Below are 16,218 nucleotides of genomic sequence, written 5' to 3'. Positions count from 1 at the left end.
GCTTCCAGGCGTTATGTACCGGCTGAAAGGATGTTATATGCACAGGATAGTAAGGAAAGAACAGTTGTCCCCTGAAATATGTCTCGTAGAGTGTGAAGCCGGGGATCTGGCCGCGGCCGCCCATGCGGGGCAGTTCGTCATACTCAGAATAGATGAGAATGGAGAAAGGTTCCCTCTTACACTGTATGACTGGGACAGGGAAAAAGGCACGATAACGGTCGTATGTCAGGCTGTGGGCGTAAGCACAAAAAAACTTTGCGCGCTTGAGCAGGGCGATAACGTGCTCGATATAGCTGGACCTCTTGGACATGCCGTGCGATCGGGGACATCGGGTAAGGTGATATGCATAGGAGGAGGGGTAGGCACGGCCGAAGCGTATCCGGTGGCGCGTTTCTTGCGTGAGGAGGGCTGTGATGTTACGGTCATAATAGGCGCGCGGAACAAGGATATGGTGATATGCGAGAGCGATATAAGGAAAATATCGGATAAAGTATACGTGACCACGGATGACGGCACGTATGGGCGTAAGGGGTTCGTTACGGATGTGCTGGCGGAGCTTGTTGGTAAGGAGCGATACGACCTGGTCTATGCCATAGGCCCGATCCCCATGATGAAAGCGGTGTCCGATATGACCCGTGGTAAGGGGATAAAGACCATGGTGTCGCTTAATTCCATAATGATAGATGGTACCGGTATGTGCGGCGGATGCAGGGTGATGTATGACGGGGAAACGCGTTTTGCCTGCGTCGACGGGCCGGAATTCGACGGACACCTCGTGGATTTCGACGACCTGATGTTAAGAGGGCGCAGATACAGGGACAAGGAAAAAATATCTCTAGACCGTTATGAGAAGGATTGCCGTATAGGGCTCGGTCTAAAGTGAGAATATCAGCAGAAAGGGAATCGAGATGAGACAACAGGACCCCAGGGAGAGGGTTAAGAATTTCAGGGAAGTCCCCTTGGGATACAGTGAACAAGAAGCCGTATCCGAGGCTATGAGGTGTCTTCAGTGTAAGACCAAGCCATGTGTGAAAGGCTGTCCCGCGGAAATAGACATACCCAGGTTCATCAAGGCTATCAAGGAAGAACGCTTCAGTGACGCGATATCCGTAATAAGGGAAACGAACAGCCTGCCGGCCGTATGCGGAAGGGTCTGCCCGCAGGAGGACCAATGTGAGAAGATGTGCGTACTCATGAAGACGGGAAAACCCATAAACATCGGGAGCCTTGAAAGGTTCGTGGCCGATCGCGAAAGGGAAGGCGCGTCCCTGCCGGAAGACCACTCCCCGGGGATGCGCGGGAAAGGTAAAAAGGTCGCGGTCATAGGCGCGGGGCCCGCGGGTCTTACTTGTGCCGCCGACCTGGCGAAAAAAGGCCATGACGTGACCATTTTTGAGGCGTTGCACCAGCCGGGAGGCGTGCTTACGTACGGTATACCCGAGTTCCGTTTGCCGAAAGATATAGTGAACGCGGAAGTAGAGTCGATCAAGGCGCTTGGCGCGGACCTTAAGCTTAACTATATAATCGGAAAGATCAAGGGGATAGAAGAACTGAGGGCCGATGGGTTCAAGGCGTTCTTTGTCGGGGTCGGCGCCGGTCTTCCTTATTTCATGGGCATCAAGGGCGAGAACCTGAACGGCGTCTATTCCGCCAACGAATTCCTTACCAGGGTCAACCTGATGAAGGCCTACAGGTTCCCCGAATACGATACCCCGGTGACCGTGGGTAAACGTGTGGCGGTCATAGGAGCGGGGAACGTGGCCATGGACGCGGCAAGAAGCGCTCTCAGGCTGGGGGCCGAAAAAGTCATGATAGTATACAGACGTACCGAGGCTGAGATGCCGGCAAGGATAGAGGAGATACACCATGCCCGCGAAGAGGGGATAGAGTTCAACCTTCTTACCACGCCCATAAGCATCGAGGATGACGGCAATGGTAATATACGGAAAATGGTCTGTCTCAGGAACGAATTGGGAGAACCGGACCAAAGTGGCAGGCGCAGGCCCGTACCTGTGGACGGCTCTGACTTCGATATGGAGGTCGATACGGTGATCGTGGCTATAGGGAACGGTCCGAACCCGCTATTAATAGGGAATATACCGGGTCTGGAGCTTACGAAAAGAGGTTATGTAAAAACTGAGGAACATGGGGCTACGAACATCCCGGATATCTTCGCGGGTGGGGACATCGTTACGGGCTCGGCCACGGTCATAGCCGCTATGGGTGCCGGAAAATCGGCCGCCAGGGCCATAGACACGTATTTGGCGGCATTGTGATGGAAAAGGAAGGACGGGGAACGGGTCGTTCTCCTTTTTTTTGGCGGTTAATGCATAAAAAACACTCTAAAAAAGATATTATAATGTCCTGTTTTTGCTGTAAGGCGGGGCTTGGCTCCGGGGGACAGGATCCAAACATAAGGTAAAATAAATCGGAAAGGAAAAACATGAGCCAGAAGATCAATGAAATGATGGAAGCTGTTACCAAAAAGAACCAGGGCGAGCCGGAATTCATGCAGGCCGTGCAGGAAGTAGTGGAGTCTCTCGCGCCGTACATGGAGAAGAACCCGAAATATAAGAAGGCTAAGATACTGGAGAGGATGGTGGAACCGGAAAGGGTGATCATGTTCCGCGTTCCGTGGTTAGATGATAAGGGCGAGGTACAGATAAACAGGGGATATCGCATAGAGATGAACAGCGCGATAGGTCCGTACAAAGGGGGCATCAGGTTCCATCCGAGCGTTAACCTGAGCATACTGAAGTTCCTGGCCTTTGAGCAGGTGTTCAAGAACAGTCTTACCACGCTTCCTATGGGTGGGGGAAAAGGCGGTTCGGATTTCGACCCCAAGGGTAAATCCGATAACGAGGTCATGAAGTTCTGCCAGAGCTTCATGAGCGAGCTTTTCCGGCATATCGGTCCGGATACGGACGTGCCGGCCGGGGATATAGGGGTCGGTGGCCGCGAGATAGGTTTCATGTTCGGTCAGTACAAGAAGTTGAGGAACGAATTTACCGGAGTCCTGACCGGCAAGGGATTGAGCTGGGGAGGAAGCCTTATAAGGCCGGAAGCGACAGGATACGGTTGTGTGTATATGGTCGAAGAGATGCTGAAGACAAAAGGGGAATCTCTTAAAGGCAAGGTTTGCGCGGTGTCGGGTTCCGGCAACGTGGCGCAGTACACCGTGGAGAAATTGCTTGAGCTCGGGGCAAAAGTCGTTACCCTGTCGGATTCGAACGGTTTCATACACGACGAGGGCGGTATTGACCATAAGGAACTGAAATGCGTTATGGACCTGAAGAACGTCCGTCGCGGGCGTATATCAGAATGTGCCAAGGAGTTCAAATGTAAATATTATCCCAATAAGCGGCCTTGGCAGGTAAAATGTGATATAGCTTTCCCGTCGGCTACGCAGAACGAGATCTCCGGGGAAGACGCGAAAGCGCTCATAAAGAACGGGTGTATCGCTGTCGGGGAAGGCGCCAATATGCCGACGACACCGGAAGGCGTTAAAGTGTTCCAGAAGGCCCGTATACTTTTCGCCCCCGGCAAAGCGGCGAACGCTGGCGGTGTGGCTACTTCCGGCCTGGAAATGAGTCAGAACAGTATGAGGCTATCCTGGTCGCGTGAAGAAGTGGACAAGAAGCTCCATGACATCATGATCGCCATACATGAGAATTGCGTAAAATACGGGAAGGAAAAGGACTATGTCGACTACGTAAAGGGAGCTAACATCGCGGGCTTTGTCAAAGTCGCCGATGCCATGATGGCCCAGGGCGTGGTATAGACGTCACAAGGTCGATGTAAAGGAATGGTCCCTCCTGCCGCCAGGCAAGAGGGACCATTTTTTTTGCGGAGGTTGATATGTTCATAAGATTGCGGTACCATAATAGATATCGTAATAGCGCGTATAGGTACTATTATACGCGCGCATGGAAGGACGGAAAAAACGGATAAGGACTTGACAAATGATACCCTTATGGTATCATTATTATATGGTATACACAATGTTAACGGAGGGAAGAAAGGAGGCAGGGATGGAAATCACGATCAGATATATGCTCCGTCCGGTCGCCCATTGTAAAGAAGGGTGCTGTACAGAGTCCCGGGCAAGACACTAAACTGCCCTGTCCGGTATGGACACGGCTCCGTCAGGGCGGGTACGCTATGAAGGAGCCGCGTTCATACCTGGTGCTCCCCGGATGACCAAAAAACATAGAAAGAGCCGACAGTTTAGTATAGAATATGAGATATGAATAATATCATTCCTTAAGTTCTTTAAGTTCTTTTTTCCCGAAAGGAGTCATTATGCAGAAATACAAGTGTACGGTATGCGGTTATATCTATGATCCGGCCGAGAACGGTAATGTATCCTTCGAGTCGCTACCTGACGACTGGGTCTGCCCGGAATGCGGTGTAGGTAAGGACCAGTTCGAGCCACAAGCCTGACCGGACCGGTACTGATGGTCTAACAAAGGAGAAAGCCATGCTTAGCGATAAAATGGTAAAAAGTATTAATGACCAGATCAATAAAGAGATATACTCGGGATACCTGTATCTGGGTATGGCGAGTTACGCGGCGCAGGCCGGTCTTCCCGGAGTAGCTAACTGGTTCACGGTACAAATGCAGGAAGAGCTCGCTCACGCGCAGAAGTTCTATGATTACGTCAACAGACAGGGAGGGAGAGTGCTCCTGAAGTCCGTGGATGAGCCCCCCCAGAAATTCAGTTCTCCGCTCGAACTTTTCAAGAAGACCCTGGCGCATGAGAAAATAGTAACAGGTCTCATAAATAAACTTGTGGATCAGGCGCGCGCGGAAAAGGACCATGCTACGGAGATATTCCTGCAATGGTTCGTAACGGAGCAGGTCGAGGAAGAAGAGAACGCTACGAGCAATATGAACAGGCTGAAACTGACAGGACAGGACGGCAACGGGCTTTTAATGATAGACAAGGAGTTGGCCGCCAGGGTATTCACGCCTCCTCCGGCCGCTAAATGATAGAAAGAGGTGGAAAGGGTGAAGAGATCCGTAGAGATAAAAAAGGGTGTTCACTGGGTGGGTGGCATAGATTGGGACCTGAGGGATTTCCACGGGTACAGTACGAACCGCGGATCCACGTATAATGCCTATCTTCTCCTGGACGATAAGATAACACTTGTGGATACGGTCAAATACTACCTTTATGACGAAATGATGGAAAGGATAAGTTCTGTCGTTGACCCAGCCAAGATAGAGTATGTAGTATCCAATCACGTGGAAATGGACCATTCGGGATCCTTACCCATGATGATGAAGGTCTGCCCGGACGCTACGGTCATTACTTCCCCTAACGGGGAAAAAGGGCTCAAAAAACATTATGGCGGGGATTGGAAGTTCAAGGTAGTGAACACGGGCGATACCTTGAACATAGGGGCCAGAACACTCAATTTCGTACTTATGCAGATGGTGCATTGGCCGGATTCCATGGCTACGTACATCCCGCAGGATAAGTTGCTCCTTCCGAACGACGCGTTCGGACAGCATATCGCTTCCCCTGAGAGGTTCGACGACGAGCTGGGATGGGGGATATCCCGGGAAGAGGCGGCGAAGTATTACGCCAATATAGTGCTTCCCTACGGAGCGCAGGTCAAAAAAGCCCTTGGTGAGCTGGGGGGATTGGATATAGACATGATAGCGCCCAGCCACGGTATCATATGGAGGGAACACCTTAAGGAGATAATTTCGGAATACGTGAAATGGTCGGACAACGCGACCGAGAAAGCGGCCGTTATTGTTTACTCGACCATGTGGGGATCTACCGCGAAGATGGCTGGGGTGATACACGACGCTTTTACCGCCAGGGGATACAAGGCATACCTTATGGACCTCAAGACCAATGACATTTCGGATGTAATGACAAAAGCGCTTACCGCGGAATATATATGTGTAGGGTCGCCGACGCTTAATAACGGCATGATGCCGCCGGTCGGGGCTTTTCTTACATACCTGAAAGGCCTGGCGCCTAAGGGCAGGAAAGGTCTCGCGTTCGGGTCTTTCGGCTGGGGAGGGCAGAGTGTCCCCCAGATAGAGGGAATATTGAAGGGGATGGGGTTCGACATGATGGAAAGCGCAAAGATGAATTATATACCCGCCCCGGACGAACTAGTGGGATTACAGAAAAAAATGGAAGGAGCGTTATCATGACGGGACTCAGGGACGTTTATAAATGTAATGTGTGCGGGCATGTGGTCGAGATCGTTAATGAGGGACAACCGACGCTGGTATGTTGCGGGCAGCCCATGGTGAAGCTCGAGGAAAAGACCGCCGACCAGGGCCTGGAAAAACATGTACCTGTCGTGGAGGACGCCTCGGGTGGAGTGAAGGTGAAGGTGGGAAGCGTCGCGCATCCCATGGAGGAAAAACATTATATAAAGTTCATAGAGGTGGAGACGGATACGGAAGTGCTGCGTTCCGAGCTTAAACCGGGGCAGGCGCCGGAAGCTGTTTTTTGCGTGGATAAAGGGAAGATAAGGAAGGTGCGGGAATATTGCATAATACATGATCTTTGGAAAGCGTGAACATGGAAAATGCCGTGGGAAGTTGTCACGGCTGTATCGAAGGAGGAGAAATGGCAAGTGTAAAAGGAACAAAGACGGAAAAGAACCTTTTGGCGGCATTCGCGGGCGAGTCGCAGGCCCGGAACAGGTATACCTTTGCCGCCAGTGTGGCGCGTAAAGAGGGCTACATGCAGATAGAGGCGATATTCCTGGAAACCGCCGATAACGAGAAAGAACACGCCAAGCGTTTCTTTAAGTATCTCGAGGGAGGCATGCTGGAGATACAGGCCTCGTACCCGGCGGGTATCATCGGCACTACGTTGGAGAACCTCAAGGAGGCGGCGTCCGGGGAGCATGAGGAATGGACGAAACTCTATAAGGAAGCCGGGGAAACAGCTAAAAAAGAAGGATTTGAAGATATCGCGGCGTGTTTCCTGAATATCGCCAAGGTCGAGGAAAGGCATGAGGCCAGGTACCGCAAGCTCATAGAGAATATCGAGAAGTCCAAGGTGTTCAAGAAGGACGCGCCCGTTATGTGGAAGTGCCGTAATTGCGGGTATGTGCATACGGGCGATAGCGCGCTTGAGAAATGCCCGTCGTGCCTTCATCCCATGGCGTATTTCGAGCTTTTCTGTGAGAATTATTGACGGCAAACGACAGGAGCACATATGGACAAGAGATTCTCTGCGTGCGAGGTCGTGGAGCTGGGGGTCCAGATAGAGAAGAACGGCAGGGCCTTCTATTCCGAAATGGCAAAAAAGGCGGGTAACCAGAAAGCCGCGGCGATGTTCGAATTCCTTTCGGATGAAGAGAAAAAACATATCGCCGCTTTCAGGGAGATATCCGCCGCCGCGTGCGATTACGAGCCGGAAGGCGCCTATCCGGATGAGTATTTCGTGTACATGAACCAGATGGCCAGCCAGAACGTTTTTACGCGCAAGGATAGCGGCGCCCAGATCGCCCGTGATGTCAGGGATTATATAGACGGTATTGATGTCGCCCTGAAATTCGAGAAGGATTCCATCCTATTCTATGAAGAGATGAGGAAGATGGTGCCTGAGAATAACCGTGATCTGGTGGACAAGCTTATAAGCGAGGAGAAAAAGCATGTTGCTATGCTTTGTGAGATGAAAGGAGGATGTGCCATATGAAGACGGTCAAAATATACAGCACTCCAACATGTCCGTATTGTATCAGGCTCAAGGATTTCCTGAAATCCAACAACGTTGAGTTCGAGAACATAGATGTATCCGCCGACCAGGCAAAGGCGAAGGAAATGGTAGAAAGGTCCGGCCAGATGGGTGTGCCTGTTGCGGATATAGACGGTGAGATAATAGTCGGGTTTGATAGGGCCAGGATCTCCCAAGCGCTTGGGATATAAGCGAAACTCATGTTCCGTTCACGGAAAGTCCATTATGTCCAGAGTTCGTGACCTGATCATCATAGGGGCCGGCCCGGCCGGCATAACGGCTGCGGTTTACGCCGCCCGAAAAAGGATGGACTTTGTCGTTATAACCCTGGATATCGGCGGGCAGACAGCTTGGAGCGGGGATATAGAGAATTATACCGGGTATCAATTCATATCGGGGACGGACCTTGCCGCCAAGTTCGAGGAACACGCCAGAAAATACGATGTAGACATCCATATGCCTGAATCCGTATCGGATATCTCCTCCGGGGACCGGGTCGTGACCGTCAGGAGCGATAAGGGGGAATACAGCGCGAGAACCTTGATAATTGCGTCGGGAAAACATTCCCGCAAGCTAGGCGTACCGGGCGAGGAGAAATACAGGAACAAGGGCGTAGCTTATTGCGCTACCTGCGATGGCCCGATCTTCTCCGGGAAAAAGGTGGTCGTGGTAGGAGGAGGGAATTCCGGGCTTGAGGCCGTTCTGCAGCTTGTCAGGATAGCCAGTGAGGTCACCATTGTCAATGTGGCCCCGGCCCTTACGGGAGACGCGATCCTGAAAGAGAAGATCGAAGCGGATGGCAGGATAAAAGTGATGAACCGGAGCGTCGTGAAGGAGATCAAGGGTGACAGGTTCGTGACCGGTATACTGGTCGACGTTTCGGGCAAAGAGGAAGAAGTGCCCGCTGAAGGCGTGTTCGTCGAGGTCGGGCTTACACCTAATGCGGAGTTCGCCGGGATCGTCGGGAAGAATGAGCTTGGAGAGATCAAGATCAACTGTGCTTGCGAGACCGATATCCCGGGGATATTCGCGGCGGGGGACGTGACCAATGTACCGGAAAAACAGATCGTGATAGCCGCGGGAGAAGGCGCAAAGGCGGCGCTTGGCGCGTTCCGCTATGTGTCGAGGATGAAAGGATGAGCGTATGATAAGCCGGGAAAGGCTCATAGCGGGGCTTCAGGAGGTCATATATGTCGAAGAAGGCATGGTCACTATGTTCACGAAGTTCTCCGAAGGGCTTCTGGCCCATGCCGAGGATATCGACGATGTGACCAAGGGAAAAATAAAGAAGATACTCCACAAGCTACATAGTGATTCAACGCGCCATAAGGCCGCGGTAGAGGGCATAGCGCGTCGCGTAGAGGCGGGAGGGCGCAGTGAATATTGACGTGATGAGGAAGGAATTCCGGGAGATATTGGAACATGAGAAAAGAGCCAAGAACTTCTATGAGCATTACATCAGCCAGCTGGAAGATCCCCAGATAAAGGAAGAGCTCACCGCGATAAGGGATGACGAGATCGTCCATATAAAACTCGTGGAACAATTGATAGATTACGTGAAATGAAACATCAACTGAAGGCCGAATACGCGGCCAAGAAAAAGAGCATCCGGCGCCGTCTTTCCGAATTCAAGAAGATATGGGCGCTGGGTGATGAGGAGATCTTCGCCGAACTTTGTTTCTGTGTATGTACCCCCCAGTCCAAGGCTGTGGTATGCGACCGGGCCATAAGAACCCTTGTCGGGACACGTGTGCTTTATACCGGGAATGAAGATGAGATCAGAGAACACCTTGTAGGCGTGAGGTTCCCCAACAACAAGGCCCGTTTCATTGTGTATGACCGCGATCTCCTTTCGAAAGGCGGAAAGATAGAGATAAGGTCCAGGATAGACGGAAAGGACGTTCTTTCGTCTCGGAAGTGGCTTGCGGACAATATAAAAGGTGTCGGGTATAAGGAGGCCAGTCACTTCCTGCGGAATATCGGTTTCGGCGGGGACCTGGCCATATTAGATGTCCATATACTCAGGAACATGAAGAGGTTGGGGCTGGTAAAGGAGATACCTTCGAATATTACCGTACAGAGGTATGCTGAATTAGAGGCCCGGCTCAGGTGTTTTTCCCGCGATATCGGTATAGCCATGGATGAACTGGACATATTGTTCTGGTCAAGGGAGACGGGCGAGATATTCAAGTGATAAGGCCGGTAGACAGCCGGTCGCGGCAGTGGAACGGCTGGAAAGGATGAGGATATAGATGGCCATGATAATGGGCGTGTTCAGGGAATCATATCTACTGCTTAACCGGATGGCTCCGTATCTTTTGTTCGGGTTCCTTTTCGCCGGTCTCCTGAGAGGGTTCCTGGACCCGCGTTTTATAGCCCGGCGCTTGGGGGGGAAAGGGTTCCTGTCGTCCGTGAAGGCCTCGATATTCGGGATCCCCCTGCCTCTGTGCTCGTGCTCTGTCATACCCACGGCCATGGCCCTCCGCAAGTCCGGGGCCAGCAGGGGGGCGGTCCTGTCTTTCCTTATCTCGGCGCCTACGACCGGCGTGGATTCCATCTTCGCGACATATTCCCTCATGGGGGGTATATTTACCGTGTTCAGGATGGTAGCGGCGTTCATAAGTGGCGTGCTGGCCGGTACGGTCATGGACCTTATCCCGGCCGGGAAGGATGATGGCCGCGACCAGGTCGAACATGCCGAGTGTCTTTTGTGCGACGCGCGTAAGGAACACCCTCATACTATCGGCGAACGTGTCCGGCATATTTTCACGTACGCTTTCGGCGAGCTCATGAAGGATACGGGTGGAGCGATACTTATCGGTATACTGGTGGGAGGGATCATAACCTATTTCATGCCGGAGAACATCATTTCAAAATATCTAGGGCATGGGCTTATGTCCATGGTCATAATGCTTTTAGCGGGGATCCCCATGTATGTGTGCGCGACAGCCTCTATCCCCATAGCGGCGGCCCTTATCATCAAGGGCATGTCACCCGGGGCGGCGCTGGTATTCCTGATGGCCGGGCCGGCGACCAATATAGTCACGATGTCCGTCGTATGCACTAATATGGGCTACAAGGCGCTCGCGGTATACATAGGGTCCATTGTGGCATGCGCTCTTTTTTTGGGTACCGGAATGGACGTTCTTTACGGACGATCCATGAGCCTGGATATAGTTACCGCTTCCGGCGCGCATGATATGGTGCCGGCGTGGCTGGGCTCGGTCTCGAGCGGCATACTTGTGGCCGCTATATCATGCAGCAAGTTATATGGGATGATAAAGGGTAAAGAACGGGAAAGGAGAAGTTCATGATAGGGAATATATCTTACGAGATAACCCAGGTCTCGCTTTTGACATATCTTGTCGTATACGCGGGCGGTGTTATCACGTCCCTTACTCCGTGTATCTATCCGCTGATACCTGTTACGGTAAGCGTTATCGGGATAAACAAAGAAAGGTCCAAGCTCGCGAACCTGGCGTTATCGTGTCTTTATGTCCTGGGGATGGCATTGACATTTTCGGTCCTGGGCATGGTGGCGGCGTATACGGGACAGCTTTTCGGTGGGGTGCAGTCCAGCCCGATAGCGCATCTTATCGTGGGCAACATAATGATATTTTTCGCCCTCTCTTTTCTTGGTGTGGTCCCGATACCGGCGTTCCTGCTCAATAAGGCCGGCGCGGGAAAAGTGATAAGTGGCGGCAGCGGGCTCTCGGTGTTCTTCATGGGCATAGTATCGGGGCTTATCGCTTCACCTTGTTCCGTTTCGGTGCTGGGGGCCGTGCTGGCCTTTGTGGCCACCACAAGGAGCATAGTTGCCGGGTTCTCTCTGCTTTTTGTCTACGCCATAGGGCTGGGCACCATGCTGGTCGTGGTCGGGACGTTCGCGGGTATAGTGACCGGCCTGCCGAAGTCCGGTAAGGCCCTGGAAGTGTTGCAGAAGGTCTTCGCGTTCGTGATGATATTATTGGGTGAATATTTCATTTTCAAGGCCGGGATGCTGAGCGTATAAGCGCCGGGGCCGGAAAGGATATGGATATGGGACCTTTAATGTTCTTAAGGAGAAACCTCACCGCGTTCGTGCTCTTGCCTGTACTTTTGTTCTGTTCCTGCGCCAGGGCCGGAAATGAACCTGTAAGCCCGGCGGGCAAAGGCGCTGATTTTTCACTGAAGGCCCTCAACGGCAGCGAGGTCAGGCTTTCGGACAAGCTCGGGCCCGGGAAAAAAGCGGTCCTCGTGTTCTTCGCGACATGGTGCCCGCCGTGCCAGAGGGAGGTCCCGTATGTGAATGATCTCAATACCCGCAAGGGCGCGGATATCGCTGTGCTGGGTGTGAACATACAGGAAAGCCCGGCAAAGGTCTCGAGTTTTGCCGAAAGTAAGAAAATAAACTACACCGTGCTTCTCGATGCTGACGGTGAGGTCGCCAATAGCTACGGGGTAAGGAGCATTCCCACGATAATAGCGTTAGACGGGGATATGAACATTTTGTATGAAGGACACGATATCGTGGATATGGAAAAAAAGATAAAGATATGATGAGCACGGGTGCGCGGGTACGGAAAGGGCTCAAGGTCTTCCTGGAGATGACGCGGTTCAACTTTATCCCGGCCAGTATATTACCTTTCCTGGCCGGGGTGATGTTCGCCGTGTATAAAGGATATGAGGTATCCGTGATGCCTGTTGTTGCCGGGTTCCTGGGGGTCATATCGGCGCATGCCGGAGGGAACGCGCTTAATAACTATTTTGACTACAGGATGGGAGCGGATAGCCTTTCCGTTCATACAAGTCCCTTCTTCGGGGGGAGCAAGGTCATCGTTAGCGGCAGCGCGGCTCCGGCACTTTGCCTGATGACGGGGGCTTTTTTGATGGTCCTGGCGCTGGGAGCGGGCATAGCCGTGTATATCATGACGGCCGGTATCGGCGTTCTCATGTTCATGTTGGCCGGAGGCGCGCTTACGGCAGCCTACAGCATGCCACCGATGAAATTAGCTTACAGGTACTATGGGGAACTCGTGATATTCCTCCTGTTCGGGCCTATGCTGATATGCGGTGCTTTTTACGTGGTAACGGGTACTGTCACCGGTAGCGCTATCGCCATGTCGCTCCCGTTATCGTTCCTGATAACTTCCGTTATAGTGTGCAATGAGGTACCGGATCATGGAATGGATGTGGTGGCGGGAAAGAAGAACCTTATCAGCCTGATAGGACCGGATAATGGATATAAGTTGTTCTGGACCCTGGCCGTTCTTTCCGTGGCCAGCCTTATCATTGATGTGTTATCCGGGATATTGCCGCCGCTGGTACTTTCATGCGTGCTTTTGTATTTCCCGGCCCTTAGGGCCGGGAAGGTGCTCAAGAAAAGGTCCGGGGACCCGGAAGGCCTGGTGGAAGCTGGCGCAAATACGATTTTGATGTATAATATTGTTGGAGTTTGTCTTATAGTGTCCGTACTAGTGTCGACGCTGACCTGGAACGGGTAGTTCGCAAATCGAGGAGGATAAAGTGAAATTCATGACCAGGGACACGGATTACGCGGTAAGGGCGCTGGTGTGTATCGCCGGCTCGGGGAAAAAGATAGTTTCCGTTAAGGAGCTGGCGGAGGAACTTGAAATACCCAGGCCGTTCCTCAGGAAGATATTCCAACGCCTCAATAAAAAAGGTGTCCTCAAGTCATGCAAGGGCAAGGGTGGGGGGTTTTCCCTGGTCTTGAGCCCGGATGATATCAACATATTTGATATCCTTGAAACGTTCCAGGGTACCATGCACCTGAACGACCATATGTTCAAGGGAAAGGTCTGTCCGCATATAGCGGAATGTGTCTTCAAGGACAAACTGGACGCGATCGAATCTTACCTGACCGGTGAGTTCAAGGCGATAAGTATAACGTCCCTATTGAAGAAGAAATAAGGCGCGCGCCAGGAGATCATGGCGCGATAACATGTGGAGGGATATGGAACCGGCAAGAGTATTTTCACTTTCGGACATGGTCAGTTTTGGGGAATCATCGATAGTAAGCAGGGTGATCGCCAAGGAGCCGGCGGGGAACGTGACCATGTTCGCGTTCGATAAGGGCGAGGGGCTCAGCGAACATACCGCGCCTTTCAATGCCATTGTATATGTGCTCGAGGGAAAAGCGGCCGTCACCATATCTGGAGGGGAACATCAGGTCAGTTCCGGGGAGGCCATAATCATACCCGCGGGGGAACCCCATGCGCTTAAGGCCATGGACAGGTTCAAGATGTTGCTCATAATGATAAAGGGGTGATGCGGGCGTGAAATGGCCTGGAACACGACTCAAAAGATTATTCGGGTGGAAAACGGTGCTGGGGATAGCCCTTGTCCTGTTATCGGCACTGCTATATGGCCTGCATTACCTAATTTTCCATGACGCGCACCATATCTATATCTACCTGTTGGGGGATATCGCGTTCGTTCCCGTTGAAGTGCTCATAGTGACCCTGATAGTACACCGGTTCCTGAGTTCCAGGGAGAAACGTATCTTCCTGGAAAAGCTCAACATGCTTATCGGTGTTTTTTTTAGCGAGATCGGTACCGATCTTATCAGGACATTCGCCGCTATGGACCCGGATGTACATAAACTCAGGGCCAAGCTCCAGATCGACACGGATTGGCCTGATGACAAATGGGAGAGGATCGAGCTGTTCCTGAGGAACTACGGGTACAGCATCGAGCCCGACGTCGCGGGTTTTGAAAGAGCCAGGGACATCCTTAAAGTAAAACAGTTCCTGCTTCTCGAGCTCCTGGCTAACCCTAACTTGCTGGAACATGACAAATTCACCGGACTGTTGTGGGGTGTTTTCCACCTTATGGGGGAATCGATGGCCCGGCCGTCGTTCGAGGCGTTGCCCAAAGCGGATATGGAGCATATCGCCGGTGATATAAAGCGGGCTTATGCGCTGCTTGTGCATCAATGGCTGGATTATATGCGGCATCTCAAGAAAAATTATCCCTACCTGTTCTCGCTGGCGGTAAGGACTAATCCTTTTGATCCGGACGCGTCCCCGGTGATAGAAGGGTGAACGGCGGGGCGAAATTAAACGGAAGGTAATAGTGAAAACTGTGTTTTTTATGACAACTATCTTGTTCACGCTGGCCATATCCGGCACCGTTCGCGGGGATGAGCTCGTCCTGAATAACGGGGACAGGATCACCGGGGAGATATTGGAGGAAAGTGATAGCGGCGTTACGGTGAGGACCGGATATATGGGGGAAGTGGAGATAGATAGCTCGGCGATAAAGAGCATGAAAAGGTCCGGGGCTCGGCCAGCGGAGGAGGAAGCTCCCGCCGGCAAGCCCGCGGCCCGGTGGAAAAGGGAGATCAGCGCGGGGTACAACGCCGCAAGGGGGAATACTGATACGGATGAGTTCAGCGGGAGCGTGCTTGTGAACCGTAAGATAGAACACGAGGATGAGATGACCGCCGCGGGGGATATCTATTATTCCGCGGTCGATGGGAAACCGGATGCTCAGAAGTGGAGCGCGATGGGGCGTTACGCTTACAGCTTCGGCCGGACCAGGAAATGGTACCAGTTCTACCGGTTCGACTCGGACCATGATAAGTTCGCCGAGATCGACATAAGGTACACCCCGTCCACGGGTGTCGGATACTGGTTCTACGACCTGGAAACCCTGGGACTTTTCGCTGAGATCGGTATCGGCTGGCAACACACGGAGTATAACACGGCGAAAAAAGATGATGACGCGGCCATAATAAGGCCCAGGATATTCCTGGAGAACAAGATCCTGGACAAACTGACCTTCACCAATGACCTTGTCCTGTACCAGGAACTCGAGGATATGGATTCTTACAGGCTGCAATATAAAGGGAGCCTGACAGCGCCTTTGTATAAGGGCGTTTCGGTAAGATTAAGTGTCGTGGATGAGTACAACGCGTCCCCGCCGCCGTCGACGGAAAAGAACGATATACGCATAACGTCGTCGCTTGTGGGTTCGTTCTAATGTCATAATGAAAGGAGACGTCATGAATTGCCCGGTATGCTCTGGGAAGATGGTAGAAAAGAATTTCGGGGTAAAGGTCGATGTGTGCGAGAACTGTAAGGGTATCTGGTTCGATAATATGGAGCTAAAGATGCTTGATGAACATTCCGAAGGGCTTGGCGGGGCCCTGGAAGAAGCCCTTAAGATGCCGCGTACCAATGACGAGAACAGGGGACAGATCCCGTGTCCGAAGTGCCAGATGCCCATGCACATACATAAGTACAAAAGGTCCCAGGAAGTCAACGTGGATGAATGCTATAGTTGCGGCGGGTTCTTCCTGGACCCGGGAGAGCTCAAGGAAATAAGGGACTCATACATGAGTGACCGGGATATAGACGCTTATGTGGAGAAGATGCTGAACGATATCCCGGAATACCGGGCCGCGAAGGAACTGATAGCTGCCGCGGAAAAGGATCGCGGGCAGGCCATAAGGAAGCTGGCTGGCGCGTTCAGGGCTACTATATGGAACAGGTGA

23 protein-coding genes are annotated in these 16,218 nt (G+C 52.2%); all 23 read left to right on the top strand.

The window, feature by feature from the left end; all coding sequences use genetic code 11:
- The first annotated feature begins 37 nt into the window (after positions 1 to 37).
- On the top strand, positions 38 to 883 hold the full coding sequence (locus PHH49_01905; protein ID MDD5487700.1) for a sulfide/dihydroorotate dehydrogenase-like FAD/NAD-binding protein: 846 nt from the start codon (positions 38 to 40) through the stop codon (positions 881 to 883).
- Positions 884 to 908: 25 nt separating this feature from the next.
- Positions 909 to 2,276: an NADPH-dependent glutamate synthase gene (gene gltA / locus PHH49_01900; protein ID MDD5487699.1), complete on the top strand. Its 1,368-nt coding sequence runs from the start codon at positions 909 to 911 to the stop codon at positions 2,274 to 2,276.
- 167 nt (positions 2,277 to 2,443) lie between these two features.
- Positions 2,444 to 3,781, top strand: a complete 1,338-nt coding sequence (gdhA, locus tag PHH49_01895; GenBank protein MDD5487698.1) for an NADP-specific glutamate dehydrogenase — start codon at positions 2,444 to 2,446, stop codon at positions 3,779 to 3,781.
- A gap of 521 nt (positions 3,782 to 4,302) precedes the next feature.
- Positions 4,303 to 4,443 carry a rubredoxin gene (locus PHH49_01890; protein MDD5487697.1) on the top strand — a complete coding sequence of 47 codons (141 nt, stop codon included), beginning with the start codon at positions 4,303 to 4,305 and terminating at the stop codon, positions 4,441 to 4,443.
- Positions 4,444 to 4,480: 37 nt separating this feature from the next.
- Entirely contained in the window at positions 4,481 to 4,993 is a 513-nt protein-coding gene (locus PHH49_01885) for a ferritin (protein ID MDD5487696.1), read from the top strand.
- Between the two features lie 9 nt (positions 4,994 to 5,002).
- Positions 5,003 to 6,178 carry an FprA family A-type flavoprotein gene (locus PHH49_01880; GenBank protein ID MDD5487695.1) on the top strand — a complete coding sequence of 392 codons (1,176 nt, stop codon included), beginning with the start codon at positions 5,003 to 5,005 and terminating at the stop codon, positions 6,176 to 6,178.
- Positions 6,175 to 6,552, top strand: coding sequence for a desulfoferrodoxin (locus PHH49_01875; protein ID MDD5487694.1), 378 nt, complete (start codon positions 6,175 to 6,177; stop codon positions 6,550 to 6,552). The genes PHH49_01880 and PHH49_01875 overlap by 4 nt, the downstream gene beginning before the upstream one ends.
- A 50-nt stretch (positions 6,553 to 6,602) precedes the next feature.
- Positions 6,603 to 7,178 (top strand): rubrerythrin family protein, encoded by a 576-nt coding sequence (locus PHH49_01870; protein MDD5487693.1) that lies wholly within the window; start codon positions 6,603 to 6,605, stop codon positions 7,176 to 7,178.
- 21 nt (positions 7,179 to 7,199) lie between these two features.
- Complete coding sequence (locus PHH49_01865; protein ID MDD5487692.1) at positions 7,200 to 7,682, top strand: ferritin family protein; 483 nt, start codon at positions 7,200 to 7,202, stop codon at positions 7,680 to 7,682.
- The gene (locus PHH49_01860; protein MDD5487691.1) at positions 7,679 to 7,912 is read left to right on the top strand and encodes a glutaredoxin domain-containing protein; all 234 of its coding nucleotides are present in this window, start codon (positions 7,679 to 7,681) and stop codon (positions 7,910 to 7,912) included. The genes PHH49_01865 and PHH49_01860 overlap by 4 nt, the downstream gene beginning before the upstream one ends.
- A 34-nt stretch (positions 7,913 to 7,946) precedes the next feature.
- Entirely contained in the window at positions 7,947 to 8,861 is a 915-nt protein-coding gene (locus PHH49_01855; protein ID MDD5487690.1) for an FAD-dependent oxidoreductase, read from the top strand.
- A gap of 4 nt (positions 8,862 to 8,865) precedes the next feature.
- Positions 8,866 to 9,108, top strand: coding sequence for a hypothetical protein (locus PHH49_01850; protein MDD5487689.1), 243 nt, complete (start codon positions 8,866 to 8,868; stop codon positions 9,106 to 9,108).
- Positions 9,098 to 9,286 carry a hypothetical protein gene (locus PHH49_01845; GenBank protein MDD5487688.1) on the top strand — a complete coding sequence of 63 codons (189 nt, stop codon included), beginning with the start codon at positions 9,098 to 9,100 and terminating at the stop codon, positions 9,284 to 9,286. Before PHH49_01850 ends, PHH49_01845 begins: the two co-directional genes overlap by 11 nt.
- Positions 9,283 to 9,915 carry an N-glycosylase/DNA lyase gene (locus PHH49_01840; GenBank protein MDD5487687.1) on the top strand — a complete coding sequence of 211 codons (633 nt, stop codon included), beginning with the start codon at positions 9,283 to 9,285 and terminating at the stop codon, positions 9,913 to 9,915. The genes PHH49_01845 and PHH49_01840 overlap by 4 nt, the downstream gene beginning before the upstream one ends.
- Before the next feature lie 58 nt (positions 9,916 to 9,973).
- The gene (locus tag PHH49_01835) at positions 9,974 to 11,035 is read left to right on the top strand and encodes an SO_0444 family Cu/Zn efflux transporter (GenBank protein MDD5487686.1); all 1,062 of its coding nucleotides are present in this window, start codon (positions 9,974 to 9,976) and stop codon (positions 11,033 to 11,035) included.
- Positions 11,032 to 11,733 (top strand): cytochrome c biogenesis protein CcdA, encoded by a 702-nt coding sequence (locus PHH49_01830; protein MDD5487685.1) that lies wholly within the window; start codon positions 11,032 to 11,034, stop codon positions 11,731 to 11,733. The genes PHH49_01835 and PHH49_01830 overlap by 4 nt, the downstream gene beginning before the upstream one ends.
- 38 nt (positions 11,734 to 11,771) lie before the next feature.
- Complete coding sequence (locus PHH49_01825; protein ID MDD5487684.1) at positions 11,772 to 12,260, top strand: TlpA disulfide reductase family protein; 489 nt, start codon at positions 11,772 to 11,774, stop codon at positions 12,258 to 12,260.
- A complete protein-coding gene (locus PHH49_01820) occupies positions 12,257 to 13,204 on the top strand; it encodes a prenyltransferase (GenBank protein MDD5487683.1) in 948 nt (315 codons plus the stop codon). Before PHH49_01825 ends, PHH49_01820 begins: the two co-directional genes overlap by 4 nt.
- Before the next feature lie 31 nt (positions 13,205 to 13,235).
- Positions 13,236 to 13,631: an Rrf2 family transcriptional regulator gene (locus tag PHH49_01815; GenBank protein MDD5487682.1), complete on the top strand. Its 396-nt coding sequence runs from the start codon at positions 13,236 to 13,238 to the stop codon at positions 13,629 to 13,631.
- A 43-nt stretch (positions 13,632 to 13,674) separates the two neighbouring features.
- Complete coding sequence (locus PHH49_01810) at positions 13,675 to 13,989, top strand: cupin domain-containing protein (protein MDD5487681.1); 315 nt, start codon at positions 13,675 to 13,677, stop codon at positions 13,987 to 13,989.
- 55 nt (positions 13,990 to 14,044) lie between these two features.
- Positions 14,045 to 14,764 carry a hypothetical protein gene (locus tag PHH49_01805; GenBank protein MDD5487680.1) on the top strand — a complete coding sequence of 240 codons (720 nt, stop codon included), beginning with the start codon at positions 14,045 to 14,047 and terminating at the stop codon, positions 14,762 to 14,764.
- 49 nt (positions 14,765 to 14,813) lie between these two features.
- Entirely contained in the window at positions 14,814 to 15,704 is an 891-nt protein-coding gene (locus PHH49_01800; protein ID MDD5487679.1) for a DUF481 domain-containing protein, read from the top strand.
- Between the two features lie 22 nt (positions 15,705 to 15,726).
- Positions 15,727 to 16,218 carry a zf-TFIIB domain-containing protein gene (locus PHH49_01795; GenBank protein ID MDD5487678.1) on the top strand — a complete coding sequence of 164 codons (492 nt, stop codon included), beginning with the start codon at positions 15,727 to 15,729 and terminating at the stop codon, positions 16,216 to 16,218.

This window comes from Candidatus Omnitrophota bacterium, from assembly GCA_028715965.1.
Classification (GTDB): Bacteria; Omnitrophota; Gorgyraeia; order Tantalellales; family Tantalellaceae; genus JAQUQS01.
This window is presented reverse-complemented; position numbering and strand designations above follow the sequence as displayed.